This window comes from Kitasatospora sp. NPDC127116, from assembly GCF_042677365.1.
Taxonomy (GTDB): Bacteria; Actinomycetota; Actinomycetes; order Streptomycetales; family Streptomycetaceae; genus Kitasatospora; species Kitasatospora lactacystinica.
The window spans coordinates 25,289-41,707 of record NZ_JBHXTL010000010.1 but is presented as its reverse complement, the minus strand read 5'-3'; the positions used below and the strand labels follow the sequence as shown (position 1 = coordinate 41,707).

The following is a 16,419-nucleotide window of genomic DNA, read 5'->3' as shown; positions in this document are numbered from 1 at the left end:
ACACTGTGTGCCGATGACCCGTCGGGGCGGGGCACGGAACACGGGGGGAGCAGGGGTATGAGCGGGGCGGGCACCGTGCTCGGCGGGCGGTACGAGCTGGTCGAGAAGATCGGCGGCGGCGCGATGGGTTCGGTCTGGAGGGCCGAGGACACCGTGCTGGCACGCCGGGTCGCGGTCAAGATCCTGCGCTCGGAGCTGCTGGAGGACGACACCTCCGCCCAGCGCTTCCGCCGCGAGGCCCAGCTCGTCGCCGCGGTCGACCACCCCGGCGTGGTGGGCGTCCACGACTACGGCGAGAGCGGTGGGGACGGCGAGGAACGCTGCGCCTACATCGTCATGGAGCTGATCGACGGCCGTCCGCTGGACAGGGTGCTCAAGGACACCGGCCCGATGAGCGTCGAGCGCACCCTCGACCTGGTGGCCGGCGCCCTGGACGCGCTGCACGCCGCGCACCGGCGGGAGATCGTGCACCGGGACATCAAGCCGTCCAACCTGATGGTGCGCGTCGACGGGCGGGTGGCCATCACCGACTTCGGCATCGCCCGGGCGCTCGCCAGCACCAAGCTGACCGCCCCGTTCGCGATCATCGGCACCGCGCTCTACATGTCCCCGGAGCAGGCCGAGGGCGTGAACCTCGGACCGGCCACCGACCTCTACTCGATCGGCGTGGTCTGCTACGAGCTGCTGGTCGGCGCGCCGCCGTACTCCGGTGACGGGCCGCTCCAGATCGCGCTCAAGCACGTCAACCAGCCGGTGCCGGAACTGCCGGACACCTTCCCGGTGTCGGTGCGGGCGCTGGTGGCCAGGGCGCTCGCCAAGAAGCCCGAGGAACGGTACGCGGACGCCGCCGCGATGGCGGCGGCGGCCCGAGCGGCCCGTGCGGCACTCGCGAGGGACGGCGGCGCGGGCGGCGCGCAGGCACCCGGGAAGGCAGGCCCCGAGGGCAGCGGGACCATTCCGCTCGGGGCCGGCGCGGGCTCGGCGGACAAGAACGGTGCGGCGGCCGACGGCGGTGCGGCGGACAAGGGCGGTGCGGCGGACAAGGGCGGTGCGGGGGCCTTGGTGGTCCCCGCTGCGGGCGGTGCCCCGGCGGCGGACGAGGTCGCGAAGGTGGAACCGCAGGCTCCCACCGAGCCCGGCCGCAAGCGGTCGCGGCGCGCCCTGCTGGTGCCCATCGTCATCCCCGTCGTCATCTCGATGGGCACGGCGACCGTGCTGCTGGTCGACCGCGGGGCGGGCGGCTCCGACGCGGTCCTGCCGCCCGGCGCCCAGCCGACCGTGGTGGTCACCGTGCCGGCGAACCCGGGCACCGCCACCGCGGCGCCCGCGATCACCACCGCGCCGGTCACCCCGGCGCCGACCGACACTCCGGCGGCCACCCCGGGCCCCGACCAGTCGGCACCCGCCGCCGGCCAGGGCCAGCCGCAGGCCCCGGTGCCCCCGGTGCCGGCCGCCGGACAGGGCGGCAGCGGCGGTGCGGGCGGTTCGAGTGGTGCGGGCGGTTCGAGCGGCGGCCGGACCGGTGGTACGGGCGCGGGTACGGGTACGGCTGCGGGCGGATCACCGGCCGATCAGGTGAACAAGCCCGGCGGTGGCAACCCGCCCAACCCGCCCGCCGACCAGAACCCGCAGCCCCCGGCCCAGACCACGAGCGGCACCGGCAACACCTCGTCAGGTGCGAACAGGCCGCCGTCCTGCGGCGGCAACAGCTGGAGCACCATCGTCAGCGTGAAGGACGGCCGCACGATCGGGATGCGCGACGACAACCTGAGCGGGGACAACCCGATCCTGGTCGGCGGTCACTCGCAGTACGGCTGGGTGCGCTCGACCAATCCCGGCGCGTGGATCCTCTTCAACGCCTGCAACAACGGCGGCCCGCAGCTGGTCCAGACGATGGACGGGAAGGTCGTGCTGAGCAACGGGTTCAGCTTCCTCACCAACTGGACTGTCCGCAGCGGAAGTTCGGCCGGCTCGTACACGCTCGGCGACTACCAGAACCAGAGCTGCATGACCAACAACGGCCCCGGCAACGCGGTCACCATGGTCGCCTGCACCGCCGGCAACGCCGCCCAGGAGTGGCGGCTCCAGTGACAACCCCCGGCTGCTAGCAGCCGTCCTTCCGGTGGGCAAGGGGGATCGGGTGGCGGAACCTCGCCACCCGGGTGTCAAGGGACCGTATGGAATCTTCTACACACATGTAAAAGTCGATCGACGGTCGGCCTGTCCGGTGCTCCGGGCCCGCGTTCGGCGGGCGAGTGCCCGTAGGTGCAGGCGATCGGCCGTCGCTCTGCTCGAAACCCTTGGCGGGATGCGGTGAATTGCCCCGATTCGTCTGCCGATTGGACGCTCTTTACCCAATGGCGGGACCTGGCCAATCAGTGAAGCAGACCTGTCAATTCATCTGCTGGATTGTCATGCTTCTGGTCACCCCCTGGCGGTAGCCCCACCCCCACCCCTTGGTGGCGAGCCGCTCGACTGCACGGGGTTCCCGCACGTCAGCACCCGTCCCGCCCCACAGGGCCGACCCGGCCCCCGGGACGCGGTGCGACCGCGCCCTGACGCGGTTTCCCGGAAGGACTCGTTCGTGAAGCGTAAGCTCGCAGCCGTCGCCGTGCTCTCGGCCACGGCCCTGTTGACCGGTGTGATCCAGGTGAGCACCGCCGCCCAGGCCGCTCCCGCCCCCTCGCTGCAGGCGCAGGCCGCCCAGCAGCACGCGACCGCGCTCAAGTTGGCGGCCGGTCAGGCCGGCCCGCTGGCCAAGGCGCTCAAGCTCGGCGACAAGGAGCAACTGGTCGCCAAGGACGCCGTGGTGGACAAGGACGGCACCCGCCACCTGCGCTTCGAGCGCATCTACGCCGGCCTGCCGGTGATCGGTGGAGACCTGGTCGTCCACCAGAAGGCCGACGGCTCGGTGAAGTCGGTCGACAAGGCGGTCGCCGCACGGATCGCGCTGCCGAGCCTGACCCCGAAGATCGCCGCCGACCAGGCCGTCACCCAGGTCACCGCGGGAGTCAAGGCCACCGTCGGGGTGAGCGCCGACGCCGACGAGTCGCCGCTCACCGAGGTCCACCGGGCCGGTCGGGCCGAGCTGGTGGTCTGGGCCACCGACGGAACCCCGCGCCTGGCGTACCGCACCACGGTCGAGGGCCTGCGCGCCGACGGCACCCCGAGCCGCCAGATCCTCGTCACCGACGCCGCCGACGGCCGGGTCCTCGCCACGCACGAGACGATCGAGACCGCGGCCGGCACCGGCAACGGCGTCTTCGTCGGTCAGGTCCCGCTGACCACCACCCAGAGCGGTTCGAGCTACTCGCTCAAGGACGCGAGCCGCGGCGACCAGTCCACCAGCGACCTCAACGGCGGCACCGACGGAACCGGCTCGCTGTTCGCCAACACCAGCAACAACTTCGGCGACGGAACCGTCAACAGCCGCGAATCCGCGGCCGTGGACGCCCAGTTCGGCGCCGCCACCACCTGGGACTTCTACAAGAACACCTTCGGCCGCAGCGGCATCCGCAACGACGGCGTCGGTGCCCTGAGCCGGGTGCACTACGGCTCCAACTACGTCAACGCCTTCTGGGACGACAGCTGCTTCTGCATGTCGTACGGCGACGGAAACAACGACACCGCGCCGCTCACCGAGATCGACGTGGCCGGGCACGAGATGAGCCACGGCGTCACCGCCGCGACCGCCAACCTCAACTACTCCGGTGAGTCCGGCGGCCTCAACGAGGCCACCTCGGACATCATGGGCACGATGGTCGAGTGGTACGCCAACCTGCCCTCCAACCCGCCGAACTACTGGATCGGCGAGCTGATCAACCTGCGCGGCGACGGCAGCCCGCTGCGCTACATGGACCAGCCGAGCAAGGACGGTGCCTCGGCGGACTACTGGGACGCGAACGTCGGCAACCTGGACGTGCACTACTCGTCCGGGGTGGCGAACCACTTCTTCTACCTGCTGTCCGAGGGCAGCGGCGCGAAGACGATCAACGGGTTCAGCTACAACAGCCCGACGTACGACAACTCCACGCTCGCGGGCATCGGGCGGGACAAGGCCGCGCAGATCTGGTACCGCGCGCTGACCACCTACTTCACCTCGACCACCGACTACTCGGGCGCCCGGGCGGGCACCCTCAGCGCGGCGGCGGACCTGTACGGATCGGGCAGCGCGGAGTACAACGCCGTCGCCGCCACCTGGACGGCCGTCAACGTCAACTGAGCTGAGCTGAGCCGAGCTGAGCCGAGTCCAGTGCCGGTGAGACCTCGGGCGTGAGCCGAGCCCGGAACCGGGTCGGAACCGGGCCGGCCCGGGCCAGGGCCGATCAGGCCCGGGCCCGGGAAGGAGTCGAGGCCCCGCCGGGCCGTGGGTGCCGGCCGGCGGGGGAGTACGGCGGGAGCGACGGTGAGCGGACCACCGTCGCTCCCGCTGTATGGCGCCTGACGATACGTCAATTTTCCTTCTCGTGCAGCTTTGGAAGAGGTTCGCGGAACAGCCGGTGGCGGGCGGCGGAGCGCGGGGCGCGAAGTAGCACCTCCACCGGGCCTCCGTACACCCAGAAAACTCGACCATCGCGGTGGTAGTGGACAACCCTCGGGAGCGGCAGTGCACTTGGTTCCGGGGCGAGCCCCCGGGTCCGTAGCGTCCCCGGCATGACGCTACTGAAGCAAAACCCGTCGAGCGCCGTCCGATGGCGCGGCCTGCTGGTCTACCTGGTGCTCGCCTACGCCGGGATGTGGGCGGCCATGACACCACTGCTCGCCGACGGCTACCGGCGCGCCGACGCCCGCGAGGAGGTCGGCGTCCTGGAACAACTCTGCATCGGGGCCGCCATGCTGGCCCCGGCGCTGGCGGCCCTGCTCGTGGTCCGCTTCGTCGAGCGCGGCGGCGGGGTGCGGGAGGCGCTCGCGCTGCGGTGGCCCCGGCCGCGGGCCCGCGCGGTCCGGGCCTGTCTGCTGCCGATCGGGGTGCTCGGCGCACTGACGGCCGGGACGCTGGTGCTCGGTGCGGTGGCGGGCGGCTACCCGTTCGCCGGCTTCGGATCGCTGGACGCGGGGCGGATCGGATCGTGGGCGCTCCAGGGCTCGATCGGGATGGTGCTGTCGCTGCCGCTGTTCTTCGGTGAGGAGATCGGCTGGCAGGGCTTCCTCTTCCCCCGGTTGCTGCGACTCGGCCGGGGCGAGGGGCAGGGCGACGGCCGGGGCGAGGGCGGAAGCGGAGGCGGTGGCGGTGGCGGTACAGCGGCGTTGGTCCGGGCGTACGTGCTCACCGGAACGGCCTTCGCGCTCTGGCACCTGCCGACGCTGCTGATGGGCGGCCAGTACCCGGGGCGGCCCTGGTACCTGGCGGTGCCCGCGCTGACGGTGAGCTGTGTGCTCGTCCTGCCGGTCTTCACCTGGCTGAGGCTGCGCTCGGGGTCGGTGGTCCCGGCGGTGCTGGCGCACGCCTTCGCGAGCAGCATGAGCGTGTCGATGGTGCGGGAGTTCGCCGCCCCGGGCGCCGAGCTGGATCCGCTCACCATGTCGCTGGCCGGCTGGCCCGGCTGGATCGTCCTCGGCGGGTTCGTGGCCTTCCTCGCGTGCACCGGGCGGCTGCGGCCGGAGCGGTACGGGCAGTGGTGACCGCCCAGGCGGCGGGTGGATGACGGGTGGCGAATGACGGGCGACGGATGACGAATGACGGGCGACGGATGACGAATGACGAATGACAGATTTCATCATCTGTTATCTGTTATCCGTTCTCAGATATCTGTCGTCCGTCACCCGCCCGCCGGCGCCAGGTCCCTGCGGATCTCGTCCAGGATCAGCCCGGCGCCGGTGTAGCCGATGCCGAGCATCCACAGGCTGTCGTCCACGCCGAACACCCGCCCGCTGCGTACGGCGTCCAGGTTCTTCCAGAGCGCGCCCTCGGTGATCCTTCCCCGGTCCGACTTGGCCGCGTCCCCGTACACGGAGTAGAAGATGACGTCGGCCGCCGCCTGGTCCACCTGCTCGGGGCTGATCTCCATCGAGAAGCCGGGCTTGTCCTGATTGGCGGGCCGGCCGAGCCCGAGGTCCTTGAACAGCGAGCCGACGAAGGTGTCGTTGAGGTAGAGCCTGGTCGGCGCGCCCGCCAGGAAGCGGGCCATCTCGACCCGGGTGGCCGCCGCCCTGGCAGGCCCGCCGAGTGCGGTCACGAGGTCCCGCAGCCTGGTCCGGTACGCCGCGTCCGCGGCCTCGGCCTCGGGCTGGCGGCCCAGTGCCTCGGCGTGCAGCCGGACGTTCTCCTTCCAGGTCGGGCCGGTGGTCCTGGAGAGCACCGTCGGCGCGATCTTCGAGAGCTCGTCGTAGCGCTTGTCGTCGCGGACCTGGTTGCTCAGGATGAGGTCCGGCCGCAGTGCCGCGATCGTCTCCAGGCCGGGCTGGCCGATCGCCCCGACGGGCTTCGTCCCGGACAGTCGCTCCGCCGGCAGGTAGGCGGGGAAGGGGGCGCCCGCGGTGACGGTGGTGGCGCCGACCGGGCTGAGGCCGAGGGTGACCACCGAGTCCAGCGCGTCGGTGTCCAGGACCACCACCCGGCTCGCCCGCGCGGGCACGGTGCTCTCGCCGCGCGCGTGCCGGACCGTCCGCGTTCCGCCTGCCGAGCCGCCGCCGGTCGAGCCGGTCGAGCCGCCGCCGGTCGAGCCTGCCGAGCCGGCACCCGGCGCCGGGGAGCCGGACCCGCAGGCGGTGAGCACGACCCCGGGGGCGAGCCCGGCGGCGAGGCCGAGGGCGGCGCGGCGGCTGAGCGGTCGGGGCATCGGCGGTACCTCCAACGTGCGGGCGGGACGCGGGGATCCCTGCCCGGACAGCGGCCCGGTTACGCCTCGGAGCCGTTCTCCCGTCGCTGGCGCAGGAGTTCGGTGTACTCGACGTGCACCCGTCGGTCCATCGCGAGGGCGAACTGGGCGTCCGCGACCGTACGCGCCAGCGGCCGGACCCGCAGGATGCGCTCGGTGAGCCGGGCCGCCGCGCCGGGCGGCAACGGGGTGTCGGCGGCCAGCGCGCTGAGCAGGTGCTCGCTGACCACCTCGATGAAGATCTCGGCGATGGCGTCCACGTGCTCCTGGGTGCGTCGGCTGGCCTCCAGTACGGCCGAGAGCGGCACCCCCTCCGCCACCAGCTCGGTGGTGGCGTCCATCAGCCGGCGGCTGACGTGGGTGATGCCGTCCTCCTCGACGGTGATGTAGCCCTGGGCGATCGATTCGGCGGTGTTCTCCTCGGTGAGCTGGTCGCCGAACGCGGTCTTCAGTTCGTCCCAGTCCAGGCGAACCGGGGTCTCGTCGGACCACGGCGCGACGATCGCCGCCTCCAGTCCGATCAGCTCGGCGACGTCCCGCCCGCTCTCGCCGGCGCCGATCAGCTCGGCGATGCCGCCCAGGGTGTGGCCGCGTTCGAGCAGTTCACCGATCATCCGCAGCCGGGCCAGGTGCTCCTCGCTGTACCAGGCGATGCGGCCCTCCCTGCGGGGTGGCTGAAGCAGTTTGCGCTCGCGGTAGAAGCGCAGGGTGCGGGTGGTGATGCCGGCGGCCTCGGCCAGTTCCTCCACCCGGTACTCGCGTTTTCTGTCGCCCGCAGCAGCTCTGACCTTGTCCACGGCGATCAGCATAGGACCGCCGGCCCGGAAGGTTCCCCGAACCGGAGCCGTCGTGCTTCTTCCATCCGGTGTCAGCAAGGGCTACCCTGCCAACCATGCCAGTGATTACTGGCGCGATTGGCAGGGTCCCGGAGGCGAGCCCCCGGGAGGTTCCGGGGCCGCGACCCCGGGAGAGCGCGACGATCACCGTCCCACCCTCAGGAGGTTTGCCGCATGGCACCCAGCAGCAAGCGCCCCCGCTCCGGCGCGTCCGCAGCGACCGACACCGCCGCTGCGCAGGAGCCCGTCCCGCATGTCCGGGTGGCGGTGATCGGCTCCGGCTTCGGCGGCCTCGGCGCCGCGGTCCGACTGCGTCGCGCCGGGATCACCGACTTCGTGGTGCTGGAACGGGCGGACTCCGTCGGCGGCACCTGGCGGGACAACAGCTACCCCGGCTGCGCCTGCGACGTTCCCTCGCACCTCTACTCCTTCTCCTTCGCGCCCAACCCCGACTGGCCGCGCAGCTTCTCCGGCCAGCCGGACATCCGCTCCTACCTGGAAAAGGTCGCGACCGTCTTCGGCCTCCGCCCCCACCTGCGCTTCAACACCGAAGTACTGGAAGCCCGCTGGGAGAGCGAGCAGACCCGCTGGCGGATCACCACCTCGGTCGGCCAGTGGACCGCCGACGCCGTCGTCTCCGCCGCCGGACCGCTCGCCGACCCGCAGATCCCCGACCTGCCCGGACTGAGCGGCTTCCCCGGCAAGGTCTTCCACTCCTCCCGCTGGGACCACGACTTCGACCTGACCGGCAAGCGCGTGGCGATGGTCGGCACCGGCGCCTCCGCCGCCCAGATCATCCCGTCGATCCAGCCCGGAGTCGGCAAGCTGACGGTCTTCCAGCGCACCCCGGCCTGGGTGCTGCCCCGTCGCGACCGCGAGATCACCCAGCTGGAGAAGTGGCTGCACGGCCGCCTGCCGGTCACCACGAAGATCCGCCGCGGCACGCTCTTCGCCCTCCGGGAGATCCAGGTCGACGCCTTCGTGCGCCGGCCCGGACTGCTGCGCCTGGTCCAGCGGCTCGCCGAGCGCCACATCGCCCAAGGCGTCCGCGACCCGGAGCTGCGCGCCAGGCTCACCCCGGACTACCGGATCGGCTGCAAGCGCATCCTGCTCAGCAACACCTACTACCCGGCCCTCGCGGCGGCCAACACCGAGGTCGTCTCCTCCGGCCTGCGCGAACTGCGCGGCTCCACCCTGGTCGCGGCCGACGGCAGCGAGCACGAAGTGGACGCCATCGTCTTCGGCACCGGCTTCCACGTCACCGACATGCCCATCGGCGCCCGGGTGTTCGGCGCCAACGGCACCAGCCTGGCCGAGGAGTGGAAGGACGGCATGGAGGCGCTGCGCGGCTCGACCGTGCGCGGCTTCCCGAACCTCTTCTTCGTCATCGGGCCCAACACCGGCCTCGGCAACAGCTCGATGATCCTGATGATCGAGTCCCAACTGAACTACATGATCGACGCGTTGACCACGCTCGGCTCGATCGGTGCCGCCGCGATGCAGCCCACCGCGCGCGCCCAGCGGCAGTGGAACCTCGAACTCCAGCACCGGATGGACCGCACCGTCTGGACCACCGGCGGCTGCCTCAGCTGGTACCTCGACCCGAACGGCAAGAACACCGTGCTCTGGCCCGGTTCCACCACCTCGTTCCGCCGGGCCACCCGCAAGGTCGACCTCGGCGAGTACGAGCTGATCATGCGCGCCGCACCGGCCGCCACCCGCACCACTGCCCAGGAGGTCTCCGCGTGAGCGCCCGGCTGCCCGAGGAATACGAACCGCCGCTTCCGGCCGATGAGTTGAGCGTCCGGTCGGCGGACGGCATCCGGCTGCACGTCGAGGTGCACGGCCGGCCCGGAGCGCCCACCGTGGTGCTCGCCCACGGCTGGACCTGCTCGACCGCCTTCTGGGCCCCGGTGATCCGCCGACTGTCCGACCGCTACCGGGTGGTGGCCTACGACCAGCGCGGCCACGGGAACAGCGAGATCCCGCCGAGCCGGGCCCGCTACTCGACCCGGGCGCTGGCCGAGGACCTGTCCGCCGTACTCGCGCGGACCGTTCCGGCGGGTGAACGGGCCGTCCTCGCCGGGCACAGCATGGGCGGGATGACCATCATGACCGCCGGCGGCCGTCCCGAGGTCGCCGACCGCACCGCGGCGGCCGTCCTGATCTCCACCGGGCCGGGCGACCTCGTGGCCGAACTCACCGTCCTGCCACCGGCCGTACGGCCCCGCGGCCTGCGGCGCTTCCTGCACCGGCAGCTGCTGCGCTCCCGGATGCCGCTCGGGCCGGTCTCGCCGGTCAGCCGGGTGGCGCTCAAGTACGCCACCATGGGGCCCGGTTCGTCCGCCGGCCAGGTCGAGGCGACGGCCCGGATCGTGCACGCCTGCCCGACCGCCGTCCGCGCCAACTGGGCCGCGGTGCTGGAGCGGCTGGACGTCCACGCCGGGCTCGCCCGGCTCGCCGCGCCCACGGCGGTGGTGGTCGGCACCGGCGACCGGCTGACCCCGCCCGTGCACGCCCACCGGATCGTCGCCGAACTCCCGGACCCTCAGGGGCTGTTGCTGCTTCCCGGGGTCGGCCACATGTCGCCGCTGGAGCGCCCGGACGAGGTCGCCGCCGAGATCCACCGGATGGCCGCCGCGTACCTGGCGTCCGCGCCGGCCGGTGCGGCTTCGGCCGGTGCTGGTTCGGCCGGTGGTGCTTCCGCCGGTGCTGCTTCCGCTTCCGTCGATGAGAGGACCGCCGTCGCATGAACGCCATCCCGCCGTTGTCCGCGCAGGTCGTCGTCGTCACCGGGGCCGCGCGCGGCGTCGGTGCGTCGCTGGCCCGCAAGCTCGCCCGGCGCGGGGCCGAGGTCGCCCTGCTGGGACTGGAGCCGGAGGAGCTGAAGGCCGCCGCCGCGCAGTGCGGGCCGTCCGCGAGCAGCTGGGAGGTGGACGTCACCGACCTCGACGCGCTGGAGGACACCGCCCGGCGGATCAAGGAGCACTACGGTCGGATCGACGCCGTCGTCGCCAATGCCGGGATCGCCATCGGCGGTCCGCTGACCGACAGCGACCACAAGGCGTTCAGCCGGGTCATCGAGGTCAACCTGCTCGGCAGCGTGGCCACCGCGCGGGCGTTCCTGCCGGCGCTCGCCGAGAGCCGCGGCTATCTGCTCCAGATCGCCTCGCTCGCGGCGCTGACTCCTGCGCCGCTGATGAGTGCGTACTGCGCCAGCAAGTCCGGGGTGGAGGCCTTCGCCCACTCGATCCGTGCGGAGGTGGCCTATCAGGGGGTCAAGGTCGGTGTCGGGTACCTGAGTTGGACCGACACGGACATGGTGCGCGGGGCCGACCAGGACGCCGTGCTGAAGCAGATGCGCTCCCGGCTGCCGTGGCCGGCGAACAAGACGTATCCGCTGGAGCCCGCGGTGGACCGGATCGTCGCCGGGATCGCCCGCCGGTCCGCCCACGTCTACGCGCAGGCCTGGCTGCGCGGGATGCAGCCGGTCCGCTGGCTTCTGCCGTCCCTGATCGCGGTGGTCGGCTCCCGGGACGTGGCCCGGATCGCACCCCAGCTCGCCGCCACCGCGGCGAGCCGCCTGCGCGCCGTCGGCGCCGGGGGCGCGGCGGACACCGCGGTCCGGGGGAGCCGGAGCGGGGCGGGCGACTGACGGCTGAGGGCTGAGGGCTGAGGGCGAAGGGCCAACGGCGGACAGCCGACAGCCGACGGACGACAGCGAACAGATGACGGACGACAGCTGACAGATTTTGAAATCTGTCAGCTGTCACCCGTTCGCCGCTCACCCGCCCCCTCCGCGATCCCCGCCAGCGTCTCCAGCGCCCGCGCGAGCACCGGCAGCGGCGGGGACGCGAGCCCGACCCGGACGGCGGAGGGCGAGCGCCGGGGGTCGACGGCGAAGGCCGCGGCGGGCGTGACCGAGATCCCGGCACGCGCCGCCTCCGCGACGAAGGCCTCCGCCCGTCGGCCCGTCGGCAGCTCCCACCACAGGTAGTACGAGCAGGGGTCGGACCGCAGCCGTCGCCCCGTCAGCACCTCGCGGGCCAGCAGCTGCCGGGCCCTCGCGTCGGCCCGCTTCGCCGTCTCCACCGCGGCCAGCGTGCCGTCCCCGATCCAGCGCACCGCCGCCTCCAGCGCGAAACCGCTCGGCGTCCACCCGCCCGAGCGCAGCGCCCCCGCCACCCGCTCGCGCAGCGCCGTCGGGACGACCGCGAACCCGGTGGTCAGCCCCGGGGCGAGCCGCTTGGAGAGGCTGTCCACGAGCACGGTGCGCTCCGGCGCGAGCGCGGCCAGCGGTGCGAGCTCGGGTCGCAGGAAGGACCAGATGGCGTCCTCGACCACCGGCAGGTCGAGCCGTCGCAGCACCGCGACGAGTGCCACCGCCCGCTCCTGCGGCAGGCTCGCGCCGAGTGGGTTCTGCAGGCGCGGCTGGACGTACACCGCGCGCAGCGGCCCGGCCCGGTGGGCGGCGGCCACGGCCTCCGGCAGCAGTCCGTGCTCGTCCACGGCCAGCGGCACCAGTACGATGCCCAGCCGATCCGCCACCGCCTTGACCACCGGATAGGTCAGCTCCTCCACGCCCAGCCGCTGCCCGGGCGGCACCAGCGCGGACAGGGCCCCGGCGATGGCCTGCCGCCCGTTGCCGGCGAACAGCAGTCGCTCCGCCCCGACCTCCCAGGAGCCGGACGACACCAGGCCCGCGAACGCCCGCCGGGCCGCGACCGTCCCGGCCGCGCCGACCGGCCGCAAGGCGTCGCCCAGCGCGTCCGGACGCAGCAGCGGCGCCAGGGCGCCCGCCAGCAGCTCGGCCTGCCCGGGGACGGAGGGGTAGTTGAGCTCCAGGTCCACGGGGGCGGCGGCCGGCTCCGCGAGCGGCACCCGGGCGCCGTCCGGTGCGCGCCCGGCCCGGACGAACGTCCCGCGCCCGACCTCCCCGACGGTCAGCCCGCGCCGGGCCAGTTCCCGGTAGACGCGTCCGGCGGTCGAGTTGGCGATGCCCCGGCTGCGCGCGAAGGCGCGCTGGGTGGGCAGCTGCTGGCCGGGCCGCAGCCGCCCGTCCGCGATCTCGGCGGCGATCCGGTCGGCGATCAGGCGGTAGTCGTCCATCGGCGGTCGGCCTCCAGAGGTCTCTCGTTGCTCGCGGGCTCGCGCACCGGCCAAGCACCAGCCCGCGCGACGGCCCGCACGCCGGCCCTGGCCCATATTGCACCGAGTGCAAAGTCATCATTGCATTGACCCGATGGTCCGTCCTAGCCTCCTCGCATGGACGCGTTGACATCGGCCGTGGACGGCCGGGCCGTACTCGGGATCGCCGCCGTGGCCCTGGGCATGGTGCTGTCGCCCGGGCCCAACATGATCTACCTGGTCTCGCGCTCGATCGCGCAGGGCCGCCGCGCCGGGCTGATCTCGCTGACCGGGGTCGCGGCCGGTTTCCTCGTGTACCTGGTCGCGGTGACGGCGGGAGTGGCCGCGGTGTTCTCCGTGGTGCCCGCCCTTTACACCGCGATCAAGCTGGCCGGCGCCGGGTACCTGCTCTGGCTGGCCTGGAAGGCGGTCAAGCCGGGCGGCACGGCGGTCTTCGCACCGCAGCAGCTGCCGCCGGACCCGCCGCGCCGGCTGTTCGCGATGGGCTTCCTGACCTGCCTGCTCAACCCCAAGATCGCCATCATGTACATCTCGCTGCTGCCCCAGTTCGTGGCCCCGGAGCGCGGCCACGTCGCCGTGCAGAGCCTGCTGCTGGGCCTGGTCCAGATCGCGATCGCGATCACCGTCAACGGCCTGATCGCGGTGAGCGCGGGCGGCATCGCCGCCTTCCTCAACCGCCGCCCCGGCTGGCTGCGGATCCAGCGCTACGCGATGGGCACCGTCCTCGCCGGCCTCGCCGTGCGCATCGCCGCCGACCGCGCCAAGGCCGTGGCGGTCTGAAGCCATAGTGCTCCGAGGCCGCAGCGGTCCAGGGGCGAGGTGCGGGTGCGAGGTGCGAGGTGTTACGTGCTACGGCCGGTGGCGGTCCGCAGCACCTCGTACCCCGCCTGGACGAAGCGTCCGCCGCGCTTCGGGCCGGTGTTGGCGAGGGCCGCCACGGCGGTCGCGCCCGTCGGAGAGAACCCGACGAAGGCGGTGAACCCCCGGGTCGCGCCAGTGTGGAAGTACAGCTCGCGCCCGCCCGAGCGGCGGTGGTTCCACACCAGGCACAGCTCGTCGGGGGAGTGCGGAAGCCGCAGCCTGACCCGTTGGACCTCGGCCAGTGGCGTACCCAACTCGCCGCCCTCCTGGTCGAGATGGGCCTGGAGGTAGCGCAGCAGGTCGCTTCCACTGGCCCGTACCGCGCCCGCGCCCGGCAGTCCGGGGATCCGCCAGGTCGGCATCGCCCGTTCACGCCGGTAACCGGTCGCCCGGCTCGGCGCGTCCGGCGCGTCCGGCGCGCATGTGGTGGCATCGAGTCCCAGTGGCACCAGGACCCGCTTGGCGAGCAGCTCCCCGTACGGCAGTCCGCCCGTCTCGGCCAGCAGTCGCCCGAGCAGTCCGACCCCGTAGTTGGAGTACCGGTACGTGCTGCCGGGCCTGCCGCGCACGGTGGTTCGGGCCAGGGCGGCTCTCAACCGGTCGTCGTCGAATGCCGCGTACGGGTTGGTCTGCCAGGTCGGCACGGCTCCGGCGAGCAGTCCGGGCGGCAACCCGGGCAGCCCCGAGGTGTGGGTGGCGAGGTGCAGCAGCCGGATCGGCTCGGGGGAGCGGACGGTCATCGGACGCCAGTCGGGCGGCAGTCGGTGTTCGACCGGGTCGTCGAGGGCGAGTTCGCCGCGCGTGGCCAGGTCGGCGAGCAGCAGCGCGGTGAACGTCTTGCTGACCGAGCCGAGTTCGAAGACGGTGTCCGGGGTGCATGCTGCCGCCCGCCCTCGCGCGAGGCGCCCGAAGCATCGCACCTCGCCCTGTCCTTCGCGCGCCACGGCCACGGTGACCGCGGTCGCGTACGGCGCGGCCGCCCGCACTGCCGCACGGACGGCCGTGTCGAGTTCGTTCATGCGGCCGCGATGTCGGCGGTTTCGGCGCCGTCCGCGCCGCCGAGTGCCCGGGAGAGTGCGACCGTCGAGGCCACGACCGCGACCACGCCGGTGTGTTCGTGTGCGCGGATGGCCAACTCCTCGTCGTCCTCGATCGGTTCGTTGTCCCGGGGCACCAGGCCGTCCGCCCGCTGCACCGAGGCCAGGGCCTCCCAGCCGGACCGCCCGGTGATGGGTTCCCCGATGCACGAGTCGACGATCAGCAGCTCGCCGACCAGGTCCCACTCGCCGATCTCCAGCCAGATGTCGAGCCAGACCGGCAGCCAGTCGTGCAGGTAGTCCCGCATCGGCTCGGGCAGGTCCTGGGGTCGGGCGCCCCAGTCGGTGAGGTGGAAGACGGTGTGGGTGACCTGGTAGGCGGTGGACCAGGAGACGGTCCAGGGTTCGGGGAGCGCGCCGAGCCAGGTGCGGGCTGCGAGCGTGGCCCAGTCCGGCCGGTGGCTGAGTCCGATGATCCGACGCGCGTTGGCCACGGCCAGCTGCCGGCTGCCCTGGATCTCGACGGCGTGCACGGCCCGCAACCGGCTGAGTGATTCGAGCAGCTCCTCCAGTGCGGCGTGCCGGTGGCCGAGCCGGGCGAAGTGGGCGTACGTCTCCAGCGGGTCCGTGATGGTGACGTACCGCAGCTGGCGCTCGTAGAGCATGTCGCCCTCGCGCAGCTGGCCCCAGGCGGTCGTGAGGAGGTCGCGCGCGGCAAGGATGTCCTGCGGTCCGGCGACCCCGTCGCGCAGCACCAGGGAGGAGGCCATCGCGACCTCGCAGAGCGGCTTGTAGATGTCGTCCGGTTCGGAGAGGTTGATGACGCTGTTGTCCGCGAACTTGCCGTAGCTGCCCTGGTACGAGGTGTGCAGCCAGGACAGCGCGCGGGTGCCGAGCTGTTGGGCGATGGTGAGCGTCTGGGTGTCGGTCATGCCGGGCTTCCCTCCAACAGGCGCTGGGCGACGGCGAGTTCGAGGCGCGTCCGGACGGCTCCGATGCCGACCAGGCGGGTCCGGTCCAGGACCGGTTCGACCTCGAGCCGTGGCGGGAGCCCCTCGGCGCTCGTCCAGGCGAGCCAGCGGGCGAGCCGTACGGCGGTGGTGAAGTCCCGTCGGAGCATGGAGCGGACGGTGCCGTGGGCGAGGTGCAGGGTGCCGGAGCGGGCGGCGTCGTGCACCGGACCGTCCAGTCCGGGCAGCGCGAGCACGGACAACTGCGCCATCCGTACCGACCAGGACTGCCAGCCCAGGTCGGCCGGTCCGGGCACGGGGGAGGGCGGTGAGGCCGGTGCGGCGTCCCCGTACGGTGTGCGGGCGAGCAGCCGGTCGATCGCCCAGTCCTGCCAGGCGATGACCAGCGCGGCCTCGGCGGATGCCGGTGCCGGGGCGGGGAAGGCCCGTCGGGCCTCGGCGAGCAGCGCGGCGGTGGGTCCGTCGGGCTCGGCCCCGGCGAGCAGTTGCGGGGTGAAGAGGTCGGCGCCGAGCACGCGCACCGCGGCCAGCAGCGGGCGGGGCGCGGCGGTGTCCGGGTCCGCGAGTGCGGCCGCACCCCCGGCGCCCCGGAGGGCGTCGAGGGTCCGGCCGGCCACCCGCTCGACCGCCGCGGCGTACTCGTCACGGAGAGGGGTTTCGGCGAACGGCATGGTGGTGAGCTACTCCTTCAGGAGACTCGGGAAGGGCGCGGGGCCCCAGGGGCGCACGGCCCGGTGGGGCGAGGAGG

Annotated in this window: 13 protein-coding genes; 7 read left to right on the top strand and 6 right to left on the bottom strand. The window is 73.0% G+C overall.

Annotated features, from left to right (window positions below):
* Positions 1-57 precede the first annotated feature (57 nt).
* From ACFVHV_RS06455 to ACFVHV_RS06445, 3 genes are all read left to right on the top strand, one after another.
* Complete coding sequence (locus ACFVHV_RS06455; protein ID WP_380349170.1) at positions 58-2,091, top strand: serine/threonine-protein kinase; 2,034 nt, start codon at positions 58-60, stop codon at positions 2,089-2,091.
* A gap of 493 nt (positions 2,092-2,584) precedes the next feature.
* A complete protein-coding gene (locus tag ACFVHV_RS06450) occupies positions 2,585-4,222 on the top strand; it encodes a M4 family metallopeptidase (protein ID WP_359898593.1) in 1,638 nt (545 codons plus the stop codon).
* A gap of 431 nt (positions 4,223-4,653) precedes the next feature.
* The gene (locus ACFVHV_RS06445) at positions 4,654-5,622 is read left to right on the top strand and encodes a CPBP family intramembrane glutamic endopeptidase (protein ID WP_359898592.1); all 969 of its coding nucleotides are present in this window, start codon (positions 4,654-4,656) and stop codon (positions 5,620-5,622) included.
* 137 nt (positions 5,623-5,759) lie between these two features.
* Here the strand turns inward: ACFVHV_RS06445 and ACFVHV_RS06440 are convergent, their stop codons facing one another.
* Both ACFVHV_RS06440 and ACFVHV_RS06435 read right to left on the bottom strand, forming a co-directional pair.
* Positions 5,760-6,779 (bottom strand): iron-siderophore ABC transporter substrate-binding protein, encoded by a 1,020-nt coding sequence (locus ACFVHV_RS06440; RefSeq protein ID WP_359898591.1) that lies wholly within the window; start codon positions 6,777-6,779, stop codon positions 5,760-5,762.
* 59 nt (positions 6,780-6,838) lie between these two features.
* Positions 6,839-7,615, bottom strand: coding sequence for a MerR family transcriptional regulator (locus ACFVHV_RS06435; protein ID WP_359898590.1), 777 nt, complete (start codon positions 7,613-7,615; stop codon positions 6,839-6,841).
* A gap of 213 nt (positions 7,616-7,828) precedes the next feature.
* On the opposite strand from ACFVHV_RS06435, the gene ACFVHV_RS06430 reads away from it, so the two are divergent.
* Genes ACFVHV_RS06430 through ACFVHV_RS06420 form a run of 3 tightly spaced genes read left to right on the top strand, consistent with a single transcriptional unit; the run spans position 7,829 to position 11,309 of the window.
* Entirely contained in the window at positions 7,829-9,403 is a 1,575-nt protein-coding gene (locus ACFVHV_RS06430) for an NAD(P)/FAD-dependent oxidoreductase (protein WP_359898589.1), read from the top strand.
* Positions 9,400-10,407, top strand: a complete 1,008-nt coding sequence (locus tag ACFVHV_RS06425; RefSeq protein ID WP_380349167.1) for an alpha/beta fold hydrolase — start codon at positions 9,400-9,402, stop codon at positions 10,405-10,407. Before ACFVHV_RS06430 ends, ACFVHV_RS06425 begins: the two co-directional genes overlap by 4 nt.
* Positions 10,404-11,309: an SDR family oxidoreductase gene (locus ACFVHV_RS06420; protein WP_380349165.1), complete on the top strand. Its 906-nt coding sequence runs from the start codon at positions 10,404-10,406 to the stop codon at positions 11,307-11,309. Before ACFVHV_RS06425 ends, ACFVHV_RS06420 begins: the two co-directional genes overlap by 4 nt.
* Before the next feature lie 107 nt (positions 11,310-11,416).
* On the opposite strand, the gene ACFVHV_RS06415 is transcribed toward ACFVHV_RS06420, so the two are convergent.
* A complete protein-coding gene (locus tag ACFVHV_RS06415) occupies positions 11,417-12,763 on the bottom strand; it encodes a PLP-dependent aminotransferase family protein (protein WP_359898586.1) in 1,347 nt (448 codons plus the stop codon).
* Between the two features lie 156 nt (positions 12,764-12,919).
* Between ACFVHV_RS06415 and ACFVHV_RS06410 the strand changes: the two genes are divergently transcribed.
* Positions 12,920-13,582, top strand: coding sequence for a LysE family translocator (locus ACFVHV_RS06410; RefSeq protein ID WP_359898585.1), 663 nt, complete (start codon positions 12,920-12,922; stop codon positions 13,580-13,582).
* Positions 13,583-13,644: 62 nt separating this feature from the next.
* On the opposite strand, the gene ACFVHV_RS06405 is transcribed toward ACFVHV_RS06410, so the two are convergent.
* The 3 genes from ACFVHV_RS06405 to ACFVHV_RS06395 are packed head-to-tail and all read right to left on the bottom strand — an operon-like array spanning position 13,645 to position 16,342.
* On the bottom strand, positions 13,645-14,682 hold the full coding sequence (locus ACFVHV_RS06405) for a serine hydrolase domain-containing protein (RefSeq protein ID WP_380349163.1): 1,038 nt from the start codon (positions 14,680-14,682) through the stop codon (positions 13,645-13,647).
* Positions 14,679-15,632: a DUF6895 family protein gene (locus ACFVHV_RS06400; protein WP_359898583.1), complete on the bottom strand. Its 954-nt coding sequence runs from the start codon at positions 15,630-15,632 to the stop codon at positions 14,679-14,681. The genes ACFVHV_RS06405 and ACFVHV_RS06400 overlap by 4 nt, the downstream gene beginning before the upstream one ends.
* A complete protein-coding gene (locus tag ACFVHV_RS06395) occupies positions 15,629-16,342 on the bottom strand; it encodes a hypothetical protein (RefSeq protein ID WP_359898582.1) in 714 nt (237 codons plus the stop codon). Before ACFVHV_RS06395 ends, ACFVHV_RS06400 begins: the two co-directional genes overlap by 4 nt.
* Positions 16,343-16,419 lie beyond the last annotated feature (77 nt).